Annotated in this window: 16 protein-coding genes; 8 read left to right on the top strand and 8 right to left on the bottom strand. The window is 62.2% G+C overall.

The window, feature by feature from the left end:
* Positions 1–19: 19 nt before the first annotated feature.
* Positions 20–700: a uracil-DNA glycosylase gene (locus CLV85_RS12265; RefSeq protein ID WP_100389934.1), complete on the bottom strand. Its 681-nt coding sequence runs from the start codon at positions 698–700 to the stop codon at positions 20–22.
* A 44-nt stretch (positions 701–744) separates the two neighbouring features.
* Between CLV85_RS12265 and CLV85_RS12260 the strand changes: the two genes are divergently transcribed.
* Positions 745–2,268, top strand: coding sequence for an MFS transporter (locus CLV85_RS12260; RefSeq protein ID WP_100389933.1), 1,524 nt, complete (start codon positions 745–747; stop codon positions 2,266–2,268).
* On the opposite strand, the gene CLV85_RS12255 is transcribed toward CLV85_RS12260, so the two are convergent.
* Positions 2,265–3,038, bottom strand: coding sequence for an SDR family oxidoreductase (locus CLV85_RS12255; protein ID WP_100389932.1), 774 nt, complete (start codon positions 3,036–3,038; stop codon positions 2,265–2,267). The two genes, CLV85_RS12260 and CLV85_RS12255, sit on opposite strands and share 4 nt — an antisense overlap.
* A 32-nt stretch (positions 3,039–3,070) precedes the next feature.
* Here CLV85_RS12255 and CLV85_RS12250 point away from each other — a divergent pair, with 32 nt between their 5' ends.
* From CLV85_RS12250 to CLV85_RS12225, 6 genes are all read left to right on the top strand, one after another.
* Entirely contained in the window at positions 3,071–4,165 is a 1,095-nt protein-coding gene (locus CLV85_RS12250; RefSeq protein WP_100389931.1) for an acyltransferase family protein, read from the top strand.
* Between the two features lie 65 nt (positions 4,166–4,230).
* On the top strand, positions 4,231–5,586 hold the full coding sequence (locus tag CLV85_RS12245; RefSeq protein ID WP_100389930.1) for a bifunctional o-acetylhomoserine/o-acetylserine sulfhydrylase: 1,356 nt from the start codon (positions 4,231–4,233) through the stop codon (positions 5,584–5,586).
* A 216-nt stretch (positions 5,587–5,802) separates the two neighbouring features.
* Positions 5,803–7,008, top strand: a complete 1,206-nt coding sequence (metX, locus tag CLV85_RS12240) for a homoserine O-acetyltransferase MetX (RefSeq protein WP_100389929.1) — start codon at positions 5,803–5,805, stop codon at positions 7,006–7,008.
* A 114-nt stretch (positions 7,009–7,122) separates the two neighbouring features.
* Entirely contained in the window at positions 7,123–8,286 is a 1,164-nt protein-coding gene (locus tag CLV85_RS12235; RefSeq protein WP_100389928.1) for a sensor histidine kinase, read from the top strand.
* A complete protein-coding gene (locus CLV85_RS12230) occupies positions 8,283–9,536 on the top strand; it encodes a hypothetical protein (RefSeq protein WP_100389927.1) in 1,254 nt (417 codons plus the stop codon). The genes CLV85_RS12235 and CLV85_RS12230 overlap by 4 nt, the downstream gene beginning before the upstream one ends.
* A gap of 37 nt (positions 9,537–9,573) precedes the next feature.
* Positions 9,574–10,245: a response regulator transcription factor gene (locus CLV85_RS12225; protein ID WP_100389926.1), complete on the top strand. Its 672-nt coding sequence runs from the start codon at positions 9,574–9,576 to the stop codon at positions 10,243–10,245.
* A 112-nt stretch (positions 10,246–10,357) separates the two neighbouring features.
* Here the strand turns inward: CLV85_RS12225 and CLV85_RS12220 are convergent, their stop codons facing one another.
* The 6 genes from CLV85_RS12220 to guaB1 form a co-directional block, all read right to left on the bottom strand.
* A complete protein-coding gene (locus CLV85_RS12220; RefSeq protein WP_100389925.1) occupies positions 10,358–10,669 on the bottom strand; it encodes a thiamine-binding protein in 312 nt (103 codons plus the stop codon).
* Complete coding sequence (locus CLV85_RS12215) at positions 10,666–11,988, bottom strand: glycosyltransferase 87 family protein (protein ID WP_100389924.1); 1,323 nt, start codon at positions 11,986–11,988, stop codon at positions 10,666–10,668. Before CLV85_RS12215 ends, CLV85_RS12220 begins: the two co-directional genes overlap by 4 nt.
* Entirely contained in the window at positions 11,982–12,839 is an 858-nt protein-coding gene (locus tag CLV85_RS12210) for an ADP-dependent NAD(P)H-hydrate dehydratase (RefSeq protein ID WP_100389923.1), read from the bottom strand. The genes CLV85_RS12215 and CLV85_RS12210 overlap by 7 nt, the downstream gene beginning before the upstream one ends.
* A 27-nt stretch (positions 12,840–12,866) precedes the next feature.
* The gene (locus tag CLV85_RS12205) at positions 12,867–13,901 is read right to left on the bottom strand and encodes a hemolysin family protein (protein WP_100389922.1); all 1,035 of its coding nucleotides are present in this window, start codon (positions 13,899–13,901) and stop codon (positions 12,867–12,869) included.
* A complete protein-coding gene (locus CLV85_RS12200) occupies positions 13,901–15,223 on the bottom strand; it encodes a hemolysin family protein (RefSeq protein WP_100389921.1) in 1,323 nt (440 codons plus the stop codon). Before CLV85_RS12200 ends, CLV85_RS12205 begins: the two co-directional genes overlap by 1 nt.
* 149 nt (positions 15,224–15,372) lie before the next feature.
* Positions 15,373–16,809 carry a GMP reductase gene (guaB1, locus tag CLV85_RS12195; RefSeq protein ID WP_100389920.1) on the bottom strand — a complete coding sequence of 479 codons (1,437 nt, stop codon included), beginning with the start codon at positions 16,807–16,809 and terminating at the stop codon, positions 15,373–15,375.
* Positions 16,810–16,989: 180 nt separating this feature from the next.
* On the opposite strand from guaB1, the gene CLV85_RS12190 reads away from it, so the two are divergent.
* Complete coding sequence (locus CLV85_RS12190; RefSeq protein ID WP_100389919.1) at positions 16,990–20,817, top strand: multifunctional oxoglutarate decarboxylase/oxoglutarate dehydrogenase thiamine pyrophosphate-binding subunit/dihydrolipoyllysine-residue succinyltransferase subunit; 3,828 nt, start codon at positions 16,990–16,992, stop codon at positions 20,815–20,817.
* The last annotated feature ends 57 nt before the right edge of the window (positions 20,818–20,874 follow it).

Below are 20,874 nucleotides of genomic sequence, written 5' to 3'. Positions count from 1 at the left end.
GGGTGACGAGACTCTTATTTTATGGGGCTGGTGACGCGTCGATTCGCCAGTCGATGGGCTCAGCGCCCTGAGCCTGAAGCGCCGCGTTCACTCGACTAAACGGCTTCGAACCGAAGAACCCGCGGCGGGCAGAGAGCGGGCTCGGGTGAGCACTCACAATCGCCGGCGTATCCCCGAGCAGTGGCGCGACGGATGCCGCATCCTTGCCCCACAGCACCGCAACAAGTGGCTGCGGCCTCGCCGCGAGCACCCGAATCGCGTGAGCCGTCACCTCTTCCCAGCCGTGTCGACGATGGGAGCCGGTCTCCCCTGACTGCACCGTCAGCACCCTGTTGAGCAGCAGCACGCCTTGGCGTTGCCACGCACTCAAATCGGGGTGCGCAGCGGGCGGGATGCCGAGGTCGTCGTGCAGTTCCTTGTAAATGTTGGCGAGGCTCCGCGGTAGCGGTCGCACCGCTCGGTCGGCCGAGAATGCGAGCCCCACGGCGTGCCCCGGCGTCGGATACGGGTCTTGGCCGACGATGAGGACTCGCACGTCATCAAGGGGCGCTTCGAAAGCCCGCAGTACGGCATCCGGTTCGGGGAGCCAGTCGTGGCCGGCGACGGTCTCGGCGTCAAGAAATGCCTGAACAGCATCCAGTTGTGCCCCTAACGGGTGTAGTGCGCGAGACCACCCGGGGTCGACACTGCTCAAGTCCATGTCACTACGCTAATGCGCGCCCTGTCTACCGATAGCATCCGTTCATGTCATTCCTGCGCGGCAAGTCCGGTGCTATCACCGTGGGCCTCATCGGCTACCTCTTCTTTGTCGAGCTAGTGAGCGGAATCTTGCAGGGGTATTACATCCCCCTCATTCCCGATCTAGTGCAGCATTTGGGCATCCGCGATGCTGACTTCAACTGGTTTGAGGCCGCCCAGCTACTACTGAGCGCCATCGTGGTGCCGATTTTGGCGAAGCTCGGCGACATGCACGGCCACAAACGCATTCTGCTGATCTCGACCGTTCTGACCGCGGGCGCCACCTGGTGGCTTGCATTCACGGGTGACTTCACGAGCTTCCTCATTGCGTGGGCCCTGCAGGGCTTCTACGTTGTCTGGCTCCCGCTAGAGGTCGCGCTGATCTTTGACCGCGGACGCACAACGGGCATGGGCGCGTCGCAAACCCGCCGCGCTGCGGGATTCCTCGTCGTTGCTCTCGAAGCCGGCGCCATCATGGGTGCCCTCGGTGGCGGCCGCATTTTCAAAGCCTTCGGCGAGAACGTTCAACAAACTCTGATGATCCCCGCGATTGCCGTGACAATCGTCTTCTTCGTCATCCTGTTCGGAGTACCCGAATCAAAACCGCTGCCCGGCCGCACGCTCGACTTCTGGGGCTTCGTGCTCCTCACGATCGGCCTGCTGCTGATCACCTCGGGTCTGACGTTCTTGCGCATCAACGGGCCCGGCGCCTGGTGGGTCTACCTCGTCATGCTCGCTGGAGTTGCGACCTTCATTCCGTGGGGCCGTTACGAGCTGCGCCAGAAAGACCCCGCGATCGATCTTCGGATGCTGCGCGACCCGAGCATGTGGCCCATCCAACTCACGGCGGGCCTCGTCGGTATCAGCCTGCTTGGCGCCCAGGCACCGCTCGCGACCTTCGCCGGCACCGACCCCATCAACGGGTACGGCCTCGGCATGGAATCCGATGAGATTTCGTACATCATCGGCGCCTACCTTGTCTCGATGATCGTCGGAGCGCTTCTCTTCCCGATTCTGTCGAAGTGGAAGAGCCCCCGCGTGGCACTGATCGTGGCCACCTTCTTCGTCGCCGCTGGCTATCTGATGTTCTTACCGTTCCACACCACGGTGTTGAGCGTCTTCCTCAACATGAGCATTGCGGGCCTCGGCTCGGGTGCCCTCGTTGGCGCGCTCCCCGCCGCTGCGGCTGCGGCTGCCCCGCGCGGCCAGACCGGCATCGCCACGGCGCTGACCAACACCACGAAGACGATCGGTGGCTCCTTCGCCTCGGCGATCTTCGCCATCGTGCTGCTCGCCGGTGCTGCCTCCGCGGTCACCGAAACCGCGTCGAGTCTGTTCGGCTACCTGACGGTCTTCACGATCTGCGGTGCTGGCGCTCTCGTCGCGGCCGTGCTGTTGTTCTTGGTACCCAAGCTCGCGTTTGCGGATGTCGTAGACGACTTCGAGGAGCTCCAACCGACCGAAACGAGCGACGAAACGAGCGACGAAGCGAGCAACGAAGCGAGCAACGAAGCTACCGTCGCCGACTAGCGCGGCTTGAGTTCGCCTCTGATCATCTTGTGCGGTGCGGCCTGGGCAACAGGCTTCACCGTCACGAGGTCAAGGTTCACGAAGGGCGGCAGCTCAATCGCGTGCACAATCGTCTCCGCGATGTCCTCGGCGACGAGCGGGTCAGGCACATTCTCGTAAACGGTGTCAGCCTTGGCCGCATCACCGCCAAATCGAACGAGAGCGAATTCTTCGGTCTTCACCATGCCGGGCGCAACCTCGATCACCCGGATCGGCTCCCCCGCAAGCTCAAGGCGAAGCACAGCCGTGAGCGCGTGCTGAGCAAACTTGGCGGCGTTGTAGCCGCTGCCGCCCTCATAAGGCACGGAAGCCGCAATGGAGGTGACCATGAGGATGCTCGCCGTGTCACCCTCCACGATCCCTTCGCGCAGCAGCGGCAGCAGGGCGCTCGTGACGCGCTTGGTGCCGACAACGTTCACGTCGAACATCCGCAGCCAGTCATCCGCATCGCTCTCTTCTACGCTAGCGACGCCGAGCGCACCACCCGCGTTATTGATGAGAGCGTGGATGGGGCCGAGCTCACGCAAGAAAGCGGCGAGCGCTTCGACATCATCCTGTTTCGTCACATCGGCAACGAAGGTTTCGATGCCGGTGTCGGCGGCGAGAGCGGCAAGTCGATCAGCGCGACGCGCTACAGCCACCACCTGCCAGCCATGTTTCGCGAACCGTCGCGCGGTCGCTTCGCCGATGCCTGAACTTGCTCCTGTAACTACTACTCGCCGATTCACCATTCTTCCAAAGTAGCGGTATTACACTTCGACGAATGACCGGAGCTTCTCTCACTACGCCCCAGCCTGCTCGCACCGCCAAGGTGCGCATGCCGCACTGGGATAACGCACGCTTTCTTGCGGTCACTCTGGTCGTGATCGGCCACGGCATTCAGCGGATGACGTATGACTCCAATTACGCACTCGCGCTGTATCTCTTCATCTACGCGTTCCACATGCCCGCGTTCGCGATCATCAGTGGCTATTTCTCGAAGCCCGGCGCCCCGACCGCGCTTCAGATGCGTCGGGTCATCACCGACATCATCGTGCCGTACTTCATCATGGAGACCATCTGGACTCTTGTGAAGTTCTTGGTAGAAGGCAAAACAGACCTCAACCCCTCTACTCCGAGCTGGACTCTCTGGTTCTTGCTTGCGCTCGGCATTTTCCGCCTCATCTTGCCGTACCTCTCCCAAGTGCGCTGGCCGCTGCTCTGGGCGGTGATCGCGTCAATCGGTGTCGGGTATCTCGACAACGTCGACAGCACGTTCTCGCTCTCTCGTGCCATCGGCATCCTCCCGTTCTTCGTGCTCGGCTGGAAACTGCGCGAGTGGGGCCTCATGGATCGCTGGAACGTCGCAGAGCGCCTCGTCGTACTACTGCGGGCGCTCGCGGTCACGGTCTTCGCGGGCTTCATGGCGGTCATTCTCGGCAACATCGAGCTCTGGCGCACCATCGATCTGCGCTTCTGGTTCTTCTATGACGCCTCCTATCACGGGCTCGGCGAAGACCAGTGGTGGGCGGGTGGAGTGCGGCTGGGCCTCATTGTGCTCGCCGTCATTCTCAGCGCCGCCTTCTTCGCTCTCGTGCCCCGCCGCCACACCTGGGTAACGGATGCCGGCCAAGCCACTATGTACGTCTACCTGCTGCACAGCTTCGTTCTTTACCCGCTGCGCGAGAGCGGACTGCTGCTGGATGAGCGGGCCTCGGCCATGTGGCTCGTGAGCATGATCCTCGGCTCCATCGGTATCGCCCTCGTTCTTTCGATGCCGATCGTGAAGAAGATCTTCCGCCCTCTTATCGAGCCAAAACCCAACTGGGTCTTTGTTCCCTTACCCAAAGAGACCGATCTGTCTACCCAAAAACGTTGAGTTACGACATATTTCACGAGTGATTGACCGCCCCACAGGGGCTCCTTAGGCTCACAGTGTGGCGGATGTCCCGACCCACCCAGAGATACGAGGAGGCCGCCGTGAGCGACTGGAACTTTGAAACCAAGCAGATCCACTCGGGCGCGCAGCCTGACCCCACGACCAACTCGCGGGCCACTCCGATCTACAAGACGACCGCGTACGTGTTCAACGACGCGGATCACGCGAAGAACCTCTTCGCGCTCGCCGAATTCGGCAACATTTACACCCGCATCCAGAACCCCACTCAGGATGTCGTCGAGCAGCGCGTTGCCGCTCTCGAAGGCGGAACCGCAGCACTGTTGCTCGCGTCTGGCCAGTCGGCCACCACGTTTGCTGTTCTCAACATTGCTCAGGCAGGCGACCACATCGTGTCGTCGTCGTCGGTCTATGGCGGAACCTACAACCTCTTCAAGTACACGCTCGCGAAGCTCGGCATCGAAACCACCTTCGTTGAGAACCAGGATGACGCTGCAGAGTGGGCCGCCGCCGTGCGCCCCAACACCAAGCTCCTGTTCGCCGAGACCATCGGTAACCCACGCATCAACGTTCTCGACATCGAGCTCGTGGCTAACGTTGCTCACGCCAGCGGAGTTCCGCTGATCGTCGATAACACCATCGCCACCCCGTACCTCATTCGCCCGCTCGAGCACGGCGCCGACATCGTGGTGCACTCGGCCACGAAGTTCTTGGGCGGTCACGGCACCGTTCTGGGTGGCGTCATTGTGGATGGCGGCAAATTCGAGTGGTCAAAGAACGTCGACAAGTTCCCCGGCCTCACCGAGCCCGACCCCTCGTACCACGGTGCGAGCTACACGGGAGTACTCGGCGACGGCATTGCGTACATCATCAAGGCGCGCGTGCAGCTGCTGCGTGACCTCGGTGCCGCCATCTCCCCCGACAGCGCGTTCTCGCTCATTCAGGGCATCGAAACCCTCAGCCTGCGCATTGAACGTCACGTTCAGAACGCTCAAGCAATCGCTGAGTGGCTCGACGCTCACGAGGATGTCGACACCGTCTACTACGCCGGTCTCCCCTCGAGCCCCTGGTACTCCAGCGCCAACAAGTACGCACCCAAGGGTGTCGGTGGAGTTCTCTCCTTCGAGCTCAAGGGTGGCGTCGACGCTGGTCGCTCCTTCGTGAACGGTGTCTCGCTGTTCAGTCACGTTGCCAACATCGGTGACGTGCGCAGCCTCATCATTCACCCGGCATCCACCACTCACTCGCAGCTCTCCCCCGAGCAACAGTTGACCGCTGGAGTCACCCCTGGGCTCGTTCGCCTCTCGGTGGGCCTCGAGAACATCGAGGACATCAAGGCTGACCTCCAGGCTGGCTTCGCTGCCGCCCGCGCGAAGACGGAAGAGCTCCGCGCGAGCGCCTAGGTCGCAACCGACCTCGGCGACTGCTTACGATGGCGGTGACTCCTCACGGGGGTCACCGCCATCGCTGCGTTAAGGAGTTGGTCGGCATCCGGCATCCGGCATCCGACATCCGCGCTCATCCTTCACCGGAATTGCTCGTCGTTCATCGGAATAGCTCTCCCGCTCCGGCGTAATAATTTCGTGCCGTACAGGTTCGTTCGCGATACTGGGAGAGACATGGACTGGCAGACACCTGAAGACACTGTTCCTTCGGCATTCATCACTGACGCAAACGTGCGTTCGCTCCTCGGCAAGCCCCAGGCGACGGGTGCCTGGCGAGAGGGAGATCCCACGGGCGAGCGCCAGTTCGTTACGGTCACCGACCTCCCGCTCGAGTTCAGCGGAAGGCTGCCCTCGGCTCGCATTGCGTACGAAACGCACGGCACGCTCAACGATGATGCCTCGAACGCGATCCTCGTCGCTCACGCGCTGACCGGCGACAGCCACATCATCGGAGCTCCCGGTGCTGGTCATGCCACGGGCGGATGGTGGAACGATCTCGTCGGGCCGGGCAAGGCCATCGACACCGACCGCTGGTTCGTCGTCGCCCCCAATATCTTGGGAGGCTGCCAAGGCAGCACCGGTCCGGCATCCCACGCCCCCGACGGTGCTGAATTTGGCGCACGCTTTCCCTTCGTCACCATCCGCGATCAAGTCGCGGCGCAGGTCGCGCTCAGCGATGCGCTCGGCATCGACCGCTGGGCGGCCGTGATCGGTGGCTCGATGGGCGGCATGCACGCCCTCGAGTGGGCCGTCGGGCATGCGGAGCGTGTCGCCAAGGTCGCCATTCTGGCCGCGCCGCCCGTATCGACGGCCGACCAGATCGCCCACAACTCGGTGCAGGTCGAGTCGATTCGCACCGACCCCGCTTTTGCCGACGGCGCCTACTACGACGCAGCGGATGGCGATGGTCCCCACCGCGGTTTAGCCCTTGCCCGCCGATTGGCCCTCATCAATTACCGCTCCTCCGATGAGCTCAACGACCGTTTTGAGCGCACGTGGCAGAGCGAAGTGAGCCCGTGGGGCAAGGGCGGCCGCTACGCGGTAGAGAGTTACCTCGATTTTCACGGCAACAAGTTCGCCCGCCGCTTTGATGCGAACAGCTACATCACCCTTGTCGAAGCCATGAGCTCGCACGACGTGGCGCGCGGTCGCGGAACGGTGCAGCAGGCACTTGCCCGCGCGACCATGCCCGCGCTCGTACTCGGCATCGACAGTGACCGGTTATTCCCGGTCTCCGGTCAAGAGATTATTGCCGAGCACCTGCCCGGCAACCTCGATGGCAACGTTCCGCACGTCATCCACTCGCCGTTCGGCCACGATGGCTTCCTCATTGAATCCGAACTCATGAGCGAACAACTGACGCGCCTGCTTGCCGTGTAACCCTGCTGAGAATCGCCCGAAGACTCGCGTGTTAGTCAAAAAATGGCGTTTCCTCATGCGAAAGGCGGTGCGTCACCCCCGATAGAGGGACGAAATGTGCAAACATTGCCCCAAATGGACCTCATCGCTAAAGAACGGGATCGCCTACTGCAGCGCACTGCGCGCGTAGCGAGCCTCAGCTTTCTGACCGTATCGGTCATCTGCTTGAGCATCCCCGGAGCCGTCGCGACGGTCACCCTGTTCCTCTGTCTCCCGTTGTATGCGGTCATGGCTGTAGTGCAATTTCAGATGGGGAACAGCCGCTCCCTCGGCTGGGTCATTCCCTCGTTCATTGCGGGCAGCATCGTAATTCTGCTCGTCGCTGGCACTCCCGGTGGGCCCACCCAGGCCGGCCTCTCCGCTGTCGCGCAACTGTCGTCGGCGTCGCTCGCCTGCCTCGCGATCGTGCTGACGACCACTCTCATCCGCCGCATCGTTTTGCTCGTGAGTTTTGCGACAGTCTCGAGCGTCACCGTCATTTCGATGGAGCCGTTCCAGACTCCCGTGCGCACGCTGGCTCTTCTGGTTTTCGGCTGGATTCTCGCGGCGCTCATCGGATTCTGGATCAGCTCCGGTGTTCCGCAGGCCGTTCGCCGCATCGCGAGCATCGGGCGCGCACACCGCGCTGAACGGCAAGCCAGCGAGACGGAAGCTCAGCGCCGCCAGGGTGCCCGCCTGCTGCACGACACTGTCTTGGCGACGCTCACGCTGCTCGCCCACTCCGGGGTCGGCGTCTCCGCGGAGGCCATGCGCCAGCAAGCCGGGGATGACGCTCGCCTGCTACGCCAATTGCGTCTAGGGGCAACCCCCACGCCGCAGGCCTCCGGTGACTACAACCTCAGCGCCCCCGTCAGCGAAACCGTTCTCGGCACGACGCTGGAATCGGTCAAGCAACGCTTCGGACGCATGGGGCTCGAAGTCAGCTGGCACGGCACCGGTCAGGTACTCCTACCCAGCGATGTTCTCGACGCTTTCTTGCTCGCGCTCGCTGAGTGCCTCGAGAACGTTCGTCGCCACTCGGGAGTCACCGAAGCGCACGTCACCATCACCGAAGACGAAAAAACCGTTCGGGCGATGATCACCGACTCTGGCGTTGGCTTCATTCTCGACGACGTCGATTCAGCAAGCCTCGGTTTCAAGGAGTCGGTTGTTGCTCGTCTCAAAGAGGTCGGCGGTCAGGCCCGCTTGTTCTCGACCCCCGGCTCAGGCACGACCGTGGTGCTGGAGGTTCCCCGATGACCTACGCTCCCCCCGAAGAGAACACTCTCGGCGTCATCGTCGGCGAGAAGGGTCGCCACTCTAAGAACGCCACAGTTCGTCGCCTTGCTCGGGATGACAGCCCCCGACTCACCAGCCTCGGCACCGGTTTCGTCGGCGTCGGCGCCGCTATTCTCGTCAGCCTCCGTGCCATCTACGGGCTCGTCTGGCTCGTCATCCAATGGGACATCTATCCCAACCCGATCATTGCTGCGGTGGCCTGGGGTCTCCTCGTTCTGCTCATTGCGGCGACCATCACCATCGTTCAGCTCACGAGCGGACAGCTTCCGCAGTGGATCTTCTACTTGTTCGTCGTCGGTCTTGCCGCCGTGATGGCTCTCGACATTTACGCGGTCTGGGAGCTCCACGACATCGGCGGCTACGCCACGGCGGCAGTCGCTGCAGGAATGGCGTTGCTGCTCGTTCTCACAGTGCGCCCCACCACTGAGCTCATCGTTGCGGTCTCTGTCGTCGGCGTTGGCCTGACCGCGGTCATCCTGATCAACGTTCCGCTGACGACCGATAACCTCGCACCCCAGGTGACCACGGTCGCCTTCGCCGTGTTGCCCACCGTGATCGGCCTCTCGCTCATCACGAACTTCCGGCAACTTGTGCAAGTGGAACTCGACCGAGTGCTGGTGCAGAGCACGCTCACCGCACCTCGCTTTGCGGTCGGCATGATGGCATCCGAAGAACTGGCTCGTCTCGACCTTGCCGCCGAAAAGCTGCTCGACTCCGTAGCGAATGGCACCACCAAGCTGCCGCTGGAACCCAAAATCGCATCCACAGCGGCGTCGCTTGCTACGGAATTGCGACTGCACCTCATCGAGGGGCGTCGCGAAACCTGGCTGTACCACGCCATCACCGAGTCCGACCTGCTCGGCAAATCAGTCACGCTCACTGACAAGGGCAGCCTTGCTGGCCTCCTCGACCCGGTGCAGCGAGACGGCCTGCTCTCCACCGCCTGGCTGTTTGTCACCGACACCACGAAGCGCGGAGCCAAAAACTCCGTCCACATCACAATCGCGCCATCAACTACCGTTTTGGCGCCCGGCTTCGAAGACAAAGTGGCGGTCGGTATTTCGATCACGTCGAGCGGAGTTGCACGAAATCGAGTCGATGCTTCAACGTGGGAGGCAGTCGCGAAGGTCGGAACCTACACCGACTCCATCGAGAACTCGAGCGTGCGTCTCGACATCGAATGCCTTGTCGATAACCCAGCAGACCAATAAATTCGTAAGATAAGACGATCTACCAGAGGAATTCACCGTGACTGAACCAACAAAGCGCATCCGGCTCGCACTCGTTGACGACCACCGAATGCTGCTCGGTGCGCTCACCGAGTGGATCCGCAAGGCTGCGGAAGACATCGATATGGTCGTTGCCGTTCCCACCTGGCCCGAACTCACCATTCACCCTGAGTTCCCCGTCGACGTCGTATTGCTCGACCTCGACCTCAAAGACAACATCCCCGTCTCGCTCAAGATCAACACCCTCAAGTCGATGAACGTTCGCGTCGTCCTCATGAGCACCTACTCTGAGCCGAACGTGGTGCGCGAAGCCCTAGCTGCTGGCGCGCTCGGGTACCTCGTCAAGAGCGAAGACGCCGACATGATCGTTGAAGCGATCCGCGCAGCGTCGAAGGGCGAGTCGTTCATCTCCGCCGAACTCGACTTGGCCATCAACGCCGACGAGATCGGTGGCGCTCCCAAGCTCAGCGCTCAAGAGCGTCGCGTCATGGCGCTCTACGGCGGCGGCGAGCCGGTCAAGTCGGTGGCGTACCAACTCAGCATCTCCGAAGAGACCGCCAAGAGCTACCTCAAGCGCATTCGCGAGAAGTACCGCGTCGCGGGCTTCGATGTCGGGACCAAGGTTGCACTGCGTAAGCGCGCTCTTGAAGACGGCATCCTGATCGAGACCGACACGATGCACCACCTCTAAGCCACACCCTTTGTAGGCTGCATCTTTCGGCACCACGCTTAACACCAATCGCCCTGACCCCACTCGTGTGGGTCAGGGCGATTGTGTTGTGCGGCAGCAGTGCGCTGGCTGGTTAGCTCTCGGCGCGAATGATCGCTTGCTCGAGGCGCTCGACCTTTCCGGTCATTTCGCCAGTACGACCGGGGCGGATGTCGGCCTTCAGCACGAGCGAAACGCGCGACCCAAACTGGCCGACTGCTTCGGTCGCGGCTTTGACGACCGCGAACACTTCATCCCAGTCTCCCTCGATGGTCGTGAACATCGAATCAGTCTGGTTGGGCAGCCCCGAGTCGCGGACGACCTTGACGGCTGCGGCGACCGCATCGTGAACCGAATCGGTTCCATCCGAACCACCACTGGGTGCGATTGAGAATGCGACGATCATGCTGACTCCTTTGCCATAGGGCTTTCGGTGGATGGGGTGGCGTGAGGAAGCCTGAAAGCCGGGCGACCAAGCCTCACGAGCTCGACGATCGCCCACACCATCAGGGTCACCAAGAGCAGATTGCGTGCGCTCACGATCGCCACCAGAAGCGGATCGGCGAAGAGCAAGCGGTCATAGAAGAACGGGTACACGAGCTGCGTGAGCACGGCGATGGCGATGCTCAGCGTTGCCGGCATCCGAAAGCTCGTGTGGGCGCGAATGCCGTCGCTCAAAGGTGAGCTGGAGCTGGAGCTGGAGTGCATTGTGGAGCTGAGAAGTCCAAGCACAACGGGCACCGCCAACCACGACACGAACTGCGGTGAGCCGACTTTGTTTACGACGATGAGGGCAAGAACGAGGGCGAGGCTCAGGGGCGCGAGCACCGGTAGCGCGCTGCCTCCGTGGCGCGCTGTGGTGCGGGCGGCGCGGATTCCGAGCGCGGCAATCGTGAGCACCACCAGAGCCAGCAACGGCGTCATGATCGCAGCCACGGCATCCACTCCCGGACCGGCGACTTGGAAGGTCAGAATGCTCGAGTCGTAGTACACAAACGAATCTGGCACTTTCGCTACGATCTGCCAGAGCCAGATGCCCGCGACCGGGGATTCGATTTGGATGCCTCGGCCCGTTTGCTCGGTCACGAAGCTGAATACGTTGCCGCCCGACCCGGCCAGCAGGGCGAAGACGACGACGGTCGCCGTGGTTCCCGCTGCTGCGATTGCGACCGCCCAACGCTCACGCAGGGCAATGAACGCAGCCAGAATCAGCGCTGCGGGCCACACTTTCACCCACGTGGCACAGGCAAGAACTACTCCGGCAACGCGAGGGTGAGTCGTCACGAGGCGTACTCCGACCATGGCGATCGCGACGGTGACGGCATCGATGCGGCCGAGCGCGATCGGGCCGAGGGCCACGAGGAAGGCCAGCCACCACCATCCGATGATCACACCCGAACGCGAGCGGCCCCAGCGGGTGAGAAAGCCGAGCGCCACGAGATTGAGCAGCATGACGAGCGTCAGCCAGGTCGCGCCGATGAGTTCGATGCCAAAGCTCACCGATGCCAAGATCGGCACAATGGCCAGCAGCGGATATACCCACGGGATGTCCACGCCCACAACAATGCCCGCGGCGTACGCCTGCTGCGCCCACCCCGCGTAAACGATGGTGACGTCACCGAACGGATTACCGGGGCCGTGGAGATTGAGCAGCCCGAGCCAGAGGTGAGCCGCGATGAAGAGCAGCCAGAGCCCGATGGCGCTGACCGCATGACGGGTCAGCACTGCGGTCGGGTGTCAGTCGCGACCGCGTCCGTGCAGGCCGCGGCAAGTTCAGCGACGACCCGGGAGACATTGCTGCACAGATCAAGAATGGTGAGTGGGCCGCCGTCGCTCGCGAGAGCTGCCGCGCGCCCGTGCACATAGGAGGCTGTGGCAGCGAGCCCCACGAGTAGTGCGGGGTTTGCCAGCACCGCAGGGCTATGAGTGGCCACGAGGGCCCCCAGGATGCCGCCAAGCGCGTCTCCGGCGCCGGCGGTAGCCAACCACGCGGGAGCAGCTGCAATCGCGGCCGTCGTCGTGCCGTCGGACACGTACGTCGTGTGCCCCTTCAGCAGCACAGTGCAGCCGAGTTGGGTGGCGGCGGATTCCGCCCAGTCGCGCGGGGTTGCCGCGATTGACTCCGTGGGTTCGTCGAGCAACCGGCCCAGTTCGCGGTAGTGCGGCGTGATCACGGTGGGCGTGGTGACCCGGTGCACCACGTCGAGCGCTCCCCCGTCGAGCACAAGCGGTACGTTCTGGCCGAGCGCAGCAGTGATGTGGCGTTCGGCATCCGGCTCTCTCGCGGCATGATCCATGCCCGAACCGATGAGCCACGCTTGCACCCTGCCATCGACCATCACGGCTTCGGGGCGTCGCTGCAGAATAAGGTCTTGAGCACGCTGCGCTCCGAGGTAGCGAATCATGCCCACACCCGTACGCGCGGCGGCCTCGACCCCCAACACGGCGGCGCCCGGGTACTGGGCCGATCCGGTGATCAGGCCGAGTACACCGCGGGAGTACTTGTCGTCGCTTTCCCGGGGCAGAGCGATGTGGCGTGCCGCGTCAGCAGCACTCCACATCGACTCAGCATCCATGGATGACAACGATAGTTGAGAACGTCGTTAGCGACGCCGGGTGGCGTCTTGCACTTCGCCGACGAGCACTTCGATGATGTCCTCGAGGAACAGCACACCGGTGGTCTCGCCTGTGGCATCGAAGCTGCGCGCCACGTGAACGCCCGAGCGACGCATAGTCGCGAGGGCATCTTCGAGGTCGGTTTCGCAGTACATCGAAATGAGCTGGCGAATCCGCTTGGGCGGAACAGGCTCGTGGAACTCGCTCTCGTCGAGATCGATTACATCCTTGAGGTGAAGGTAGCCGGTGGGCTCCCCTGCATCGTTCAGCAGGATGTAGCGCGAGAACCCTCGTTGAGCTACAGCCTTCTCGAGGTCCGCCGGGGCGGCGTCCTCGGGCAGCGTGACGAGCCCCGACATCGGAATTGCGACATCGCGAACCTTTTTCGACGTGAACTCGAACGCACCGGTGAGCGTGCCACCGGCATCCGTCAGTACGCCTTCGCGCGTCGACTGTGCGACGATCGTCGCCACTTCGTCGAGCGTGAAAACACTGTTTGCTTCGTTCTTGGGTTCAACCTTGAAGAGGCGCAGGATGCCGTTCGCTGTCGCGTTGAGCGCAACGATGATCGGGCGGAACACTGTTGCGATGAACACCAGTGGCGGAGCCAGAATCAGCACCGCGCGGTCGGGCACCGAGAACGAAAGGTTCTTCGGCACCATTTCGCCGAGCACAACGTGCAGGAACGAGACGATGATGAGCGCCATGATGAACGCGATGGTGCTGATCAGCTCTTCGCTCAAACCGGTCAGCGCAAGCGGCACTTCAAGCAAGTGGTGGATCGCAGGTTCAGACACATTCAGGATCAGCAGCGAACACACCGTGATGCCCAGTTGGCAGGCCGCGAGCATGAGCGTCGCGTGCTCCATGGCCCACAACGCAGTCTTTGCCGAACGTGAACCGGATGCCGCGAGCGGCTCAATCTGCGATCGACGTGCCGAGATAACGGCAAATTCCGCGCCAACGAAGAAAGCGTTGACGAGCAGCAGTACGAATAGCCAGATGATTCCCCAGACGTCCATTAGCTCACCACCTCGGCATCGGTAGCGGTGACAATCGGATCAGGGGTAAACCTCACGCGGTCGATGCGTCGACCTTCCAGTCGTTCAATGCGGAACACTCCGCCTGCGGCGGTAATCGTGTCGCCCGTGCGCGGAACGCGACCGAGCTCGCTCATGAGCCAACCGGCCACGGTTTCGTAGGGGCCTTCTTCGGGAACTTCAACGCCGGTGCGCTCGAGGAGCTCATCCGGGCGCAGAATTGCGGGGAAGGTAAACCAGTCGCGAGAACGGACTACGTCGGCCTTCGAGCGGTCATGTTCATCGGAGACTTCACCGACGAGTTCTTCCACGAGGTCTTCGAGCGTCGCGACTCCGGCGGTTCCGCCGTATTCGTCAACGACGACGGCCATTTGGTAACCGCGGCCACGCAGTTCGGCGAGCAGGGCATCCAGTCGCATCGTTTCTGGCACTTGGAGCGCTTCGGTCTGCAGAGCCGAAACGGGCACGTCGGCACGCTTCTTGTGGGGCACCGCAACGGCTTGCTTGATGTGTACGAGACCCACAACATCGTCGATGCTGTCGTCGATTACCGGGAAGCGAGAGAAACCGGTGCGCTTGGCGAGGTCGATCACGTCTTGAGCGCTGTCGGTGCGGTCGATGCTGTCGACCCGTGGTCGCGGAGTCATCACGTCTTGCGCTGTGTGATCGGCAAAGGCCAGCGTGCGTGCCAACAGCGTTGCGGTGTCGGCTTCGAGACTGCCTTGGCTGGCCGAGCGGCGCACAAGCGAGGTCAGTTCTTCAGCGGTGCGGGCGCCAGAAAGTTCTTCTTTCGGCTCGATTCCTACAGAACGAAGGATGCCGTTTGCCGTGTTGTTGAGCAGGCTGACGGCGGGTTTGAACACCGTCGTGAAGAGCACCTGAAAGGGAACGACGAACTTGGCTGTCGCTCGCGGGAGTGCAAGCGCGAAGTTCTTCGGCACGAGCTCGCCAACGATCATCGACAGCAGTGTGGCAAAGGTGACGGCCAGGATGCTCGCGATGATGGTCACTGCTGCGTCAGGCAAGACGGTACCGAGCGGTGCCTCTAGCCAGGTGCTGAAAGCAGGTTCGAGGGTGTAGCCCGCGAGCAGTGTCGTCAGAGTGATGCCGAGCTGAGCACTCGAGAGGTGAGTCGAGGTGTGCTTGAGCGCCGCGATGGTGGTTGCGAGTCGCTTTTCGCCACGCTCTTGACGAGCTTCGAGGTCTGAACGGTCGAGGTTCACGAGCGCGAATTCGGAGGCGACGAAGAAGCCGGTGCCGACAGTCAGCACGAGGCCAGCGGCGAAGAGAAGCCATTCATTCATGACAGATCACCTCCAGCCGCGGAGGTAGGTAGAGAACGGGCGAAAAATAAGTGATGGTCGCACGGAGCGTGGCTCCGGCGACGACTAGAGGGAGGGTCGTCCATTATGGGCTTGAGTATAGGACAAATCGCTGAGAAACGAGAGTTGCGTTACCAGCTCACAGGCAAGGCTTTGCCCTCTTCGTACCCTGCTGCCGACTGGATTCCCACGAGGGCGCGCTCCCGAAACTCACGCAGGTTTGCAGCACCGGCGTAGGTGCACGAACTGCGCACTCCCGAGGTGATCATGTCAACGAGGTCATCGATCGACGGGCGAGCAGGGTCGAGGTAGATTTTCGAGCCCGAGATACCTTCGGCAAAGAGTTCCTTGCGCGCGAGTTCGTAGGCGTCGAGCCCGCCGAAGCGAGCGCGTACGGCCTTTGTGGATGCCATCCCCCAGCTGGTCTTGTAGAGAGCGCCGGCGTCGTCGGTGCGCAACTCTCCCGGCGCTTCGATCGTGCCGGCAAACCAGGAGCCGATCATGACGGATGCTCCGCCCGCCGCGAGCGCGAGCGCAACGTCACGCGGGTAGCGCACTCCGCCATCTGCCCACACGTGCGCGCCGAGTTCACGAGCGGTTGCCGCGGTTTCGAGCACGGCAGAGAACTGGGGGCGACCGACCGCGGTCATCATGCGCGTGGTGCACATGGCGCCGGGCCCAACGCCGACTTTGATGATCGTGGCGCCCGCGCCCACGAGATCGCGAACGGCGGCACTCGTCACGACATTGCCGGCGACAATCGGTACGCCCAGGTCAAGCGCGGCCACGATCTCAACGGCTCGCACCATCCCTTCTTGATGGCCGTGCGCGGTGTCAAGAACGAGGGTGCTCGCGCCAGCGGCGACGAGGGCACGAGCCTTCGCGGCAACGTCACCGTTAATTCCGAGCGCGGCAGCGACGGCAAGCTTGCCTTCGCTGTCGAGCGCTGGGGTATAGAGAGTGGAACGGAGCGCACTCGTCTTACTTGTGGTGCCGACTACCGTGCCACCATCCACAACAGGGGCGAAGTTACGGTCGCGCTCCACCAGAAGGTCGAAGAGCTCGCGGGCACTACCGAAGTCTGCGCGCTCAATGGCGTGGGTGTCAGCGCCGGCGATATCGCCCAGTTCAGCACCGGGCAACGCAGTGGCCAGGCGTTCGGCATCCACCACTCCGGCGAGCGCGCCGTCGTTCATCAGTACAACGCCGTGGCCGGCGAGCGGTGGAACCAGAAGTAGCGCTTGTTCCACGGTGTCTTGCGGGCTCAAGAACACGGCGGAATCGAGATCGATGGGCTGGGCGCGCACCCAGGCCAGAGCATCCGCCATATCGGTGTCACTGAGGTCTTGCGGCAGCACTCCGAGTCCACCGCGGCGAGCGAGACTCGCGGCCAAGCGTGGGCCCGTGACGGAGTTCATGTTCGAAGCAACGAGAGGGATGGTGGCCGAGGTACCGTCTCCCGGGGCGAGCGAAACCGACATCCGGCTCCCCACCGACGAGTGGCTCGGCACCAAAAACACGTCTGAGTAGGTCAAATCGTGGGTGGGCGTGGTCTCGTAGAAATCCATGGTCACGAGCCTAAAGGTCACTACTCGAAAACAATCTGCAAAAAAGTCATGAAAATAACGAAGATCGCCGCCTCACGACCAGCAGACGCACAACAAAGCGATTAACATTGGTGGGGATGTCTGGCGCGCAGACTGCGCGTCGTTGAAGTGAACACCAGAACTGAAAGTAGGCGGTTTGACGTGTCAGGCCAAGTAACCGGAATCGCAGCGGACGGAGACTCCTCGGGCGACTTCGGGGCCAACGAATGGTTGGTCGACGAGATGTACGCAAAGTACCTCGAAGACAAGAATCTTGTGGATGAGGCGTGGTGGCCCTTCCTCGAGACCTATAACCCTTCGAAAGACTCAGCTCCCACCACAACGGCTCCCGCGTCAACGACGCCGGATGCGCCAGCTGCAGCACCGGCGACGACGCCCGCTGCACCGCAGGCCGCCAGCGAAGCCGCTCCTGCAGCTCCTGCAGCAGCACCCGCTGAGAAGCCCTTCGCAGATGAGGCCAACCCCAGCACGGGCAGCCAGCCTGTCGCTCGCACGACTTCGGTCCAAGCGAAGCCCCAGCCGATTCCGGCCGAGGCCCCCACCACGACTCCCATCGAGACGTTGAAGGCTGAGGCTGACGCCAAGCCCAAGGCCGAGAACGTTGTCGCTCCCCTGCGCGGTGCAGCCAAGGCTCTCGCCTCGAACATGGACTCGAGCCTCACGGTTCCGACCGCCACGAGCGTTCGCACCATTCCGGCGAAGCTCATGATCGACAACCGCATCGTTATCAACAACCACCTCAAGCGTGCTCGCGGTGGCAAGGTGTCGTTCACTCACCTCATCGCGTGGGCCATCATCGAAACTCTCAAGGAGTTCCCGAGCCAGAACGTCTTCTACGACGAGCCCGACGGTAAGCCTTCGGTTGTTACTCCCGCGCACATCAACCTCGGCATCGCCATCGACATGCCGAAGCCTGACGGCACGCGTTCTCTCGTTGTTCCCGGCATCAAGAATGCTGAAACCATGGGCTTCGGCGAGTTCCTTGCCGCCTATGAAGATGTAGTGTCTCGCGCTCGCGCCAACAAGCTCACCGGCGCTGACTACATGGGTAACACCATTTCGCTCACCAACCCCGGCGGCATCGGTACCGAACACTCGGTCCCCCGCCTCATGCGCGGTTCGGGAACGATCGTTGGCGCTGGCGCCCTCGAGTACCCGGCAGAGTTCCAAGGTGCAAGCCTTCGCACCCTCACTGAGCTGGGTATCGGCAAGACCATCACACTGACGAGCACTTACGACCACCGCGTCATTCAGGGTGCTGGTTCCGGCGAGTTCCTCAAGAAGATTCACGAGCGTCTCATCGGCGAGAACCACTTCTACGAAGACATCTTCGCCGCATTGCGCATCCCGTACGACCCCATTCACTGGGCGAACGACATCAGCGTCGACCTTGCTGACAACATCAACAAGACCTCGCGCGTTCACGAGCTCATTAACTCCTTCCGCGTTCGCGGTCACCTCATGGCTGACACCGACCCGCTGGAGTACCGTCAGCGTTCGCACCCCGACCTCGACATTTCGAGCCACGGTCTTACCTTCTGGGATCTCGACCGCGAGTTCGTCACGGGTGGTTTCGGTGGCAAGCGCCAGGCACTGCTCCGCGAAATTCTCGGAATGCTGCGCGACGCCTACTGCCGCACCGTTGGCATCGAGTACATGCACATTCAAGACCCTGAACAGCGTCGCTGGATTCAGGATCACGTTGAGAAGCCGTACACGAAGCCGACCCACGACGAGCAGATGCGCATCTTGGGCAAGCTCAACGAGGCAGAAGCTTTCGAGACGTTCCTGCAGACCAAGTATGTAGGGCAGAAGCGCTTCAGCCTTGAGGGTGGCGAGTCCACGATTGCTCTGCTGGATGCCGTCATTCAGAAGGCCGCTGAAGCCAACCTTGAAGAGGTTGCCATCGGCATGGCTCACCGTGGCCGCCTGAGCGTGCTCACGAACATCGCCGGAAAGACCTACGGTCAGATCTTCCGCGAGTTCGAGGGAACCCAAGACCCGCGCACCGTTCAGGGCTCCGGTGACGTGAAGTACCACCTCGGCACCGAGGGCACCTTCACTGCTGCTGACGGTCGCCAGATTCCCGTCTACCTCGCCGCTAACCCCTCGCACCTTGAAGCTGTCGATGGCGTGCTCGAAGGCATTGTCCGCGCCAAGCAGGACCGTCGCCCCATCGGCTCGTACGCCGTTCTGCCCGTCATGGTTCACGGCGATGCCGCGATGGCTGGTCAGGGAATCGTTGTTGAAATCTTGCAGATGTCGCAACTGCGTGCCTACCGCACGGGTGGCACCATCCACGTGAACATCAACAACCAGGTTGGCTTCACGACGCCGCCGAGCGAAGGCCGCACGTCGCAATACTCGACAGATGTTGCCAAGACAGTCCAGGCTCCGATCTTCCACGTGAACGGTGATGACCCAGAGGCTGTTGTTCGCGTTGCAGAGCTCGCGTTCGCGTACCGCCAGAAGTTCCACCGCGACGTTGTTATCGACCTGATTTGCTACCGCCGCCGCGGTCACAACGAGGGTGACGACCCCTCGATGACGCAGCCGCTCATGTACAACCTGATTGAAGCCAAGCGCTCCGTTCGTACCCTCTACACCGAGGGCCTCGTCGGTCGTGGCGACATCACTCAGGAAGAGTACGAAGCAAGCCACCAGGACTTCCAAGACCGCCTGGAGCGCGCTTTCGCCGAAACGCATGCCGCTCAGACCGGTTCGATGCCCATCCTCACCAAGGATGGCAACGGAGTTTCTGACCTTGAGCGTCCTGGTTCACAGCGCGACGACGCCATTGGTGAGCCCATCACGACGGGAATCGACGAGAGCGTTGTTCACCTCATCGGTGACGCTCACGCCAACCCTCCGGCCAACTTCTCGGTTCACAAGAAGCTGCAGGCACTACTCAAGAAGCGCACCGACATGAGCCGCAAGGGTGGCATCGACTGGGCCTTCGCTGAGTTGCTCGCCATCGGGTCCGTGCTGCTCGAGGGTACCCCGGTTCGCATGGCCGGTCAGGATGCTCGTCGAGGCACCTTCGTGCAGCGCCACGCGGTGCTTCACGACCGCGAAAACGGCCAAGAGTGGCTGCCGCTGCAGAATCTCTCAGAGAACCAGTCACGTTTCTGGATCTATGACTCGCTGCTCAGCGAGTACGCGGCACTCGGTTTCGAGTACGGCTACTCGGTAGAGCGCGCCGACGCACTCGTCATGTGGGAAGCCCAGTTCGGTGACTTCGCCAACGGTGCCCAGATCGTCGTTGACGAGTTCATCTCGAGCGCCGAGCAGAAGTGGTCGCAGCGCTCGAGCGTTGTCATGCTGCTTCCGCACGGTTACGAGGGTCAAGGCCCCGATCACTCGTCTGCCCGCATCGAGCGCTACCTCCAGATGTGTGCTGAGAACAACATGATCGTGGCTCGCCCGTCGACTCCCGCGTCGTACTTCCACTTGCTGCGTCGTCAGGCGTACTCGCGTCCGCGTCGCCCGTTGATCGTGTTCACCCCCAAGGCGATGCTTCGCTTGCGCGGTGCCACGAGCGATGTCGCTGACTTCACGAGTGGTCGTTTCGAACCCGTTATTGACGATGTTCGTCTCGACGACAAGTCGGCCGTCACTCGCGTTATCGTCACCTCAGGCAAGACGTACTACGACATCGTCGCTGAGCTCGACAAGCGCGAGATCAAGCACATCGCCGTCGTGCGCATCGAGCAGTTCTACCCGCTCCCCGTTGCCGACATGACGACCGTGCTCGACCAGTACCCGAACGCTGACATCGTGTGGACTCAGGATGAGCCTGAGAACCAGGGTGCTTGGCCGTTCATTAGCTTGGAACTGCAGCGCCACATTCAGTCGCGCGACATCAAGCTCGCCTCGCGTCCGGCATCCGCCTCACCGGCGACCGGTTCGTCGAAGCGCAGCGCTCTCGAGCAGGCTGAACTGATCGACCACGCGATTACCCAGCCGTAACCGCAACCGCGTTAACGAAAAGCGGGCATCCTCTTCGGAGGATGCCCGCTTTTGTTA

Source organism: Salinibacterium amurskyense (assembly GCF_002797685.1).
In the GTDB taxonomy this organism is placed as follows: domain Bacteria; phylum Actinomycetota; class Actinomycetes; order Actinomycetales; family Microbacteriaceae; genus Rhodoglobus; species Rhodoglobus amurskyensis.
The sequence above is the reverse complement of the archived record's forward strand: the minus strand, read 5'-3'. Positions and strand labels throughout refer to the sequence as shown.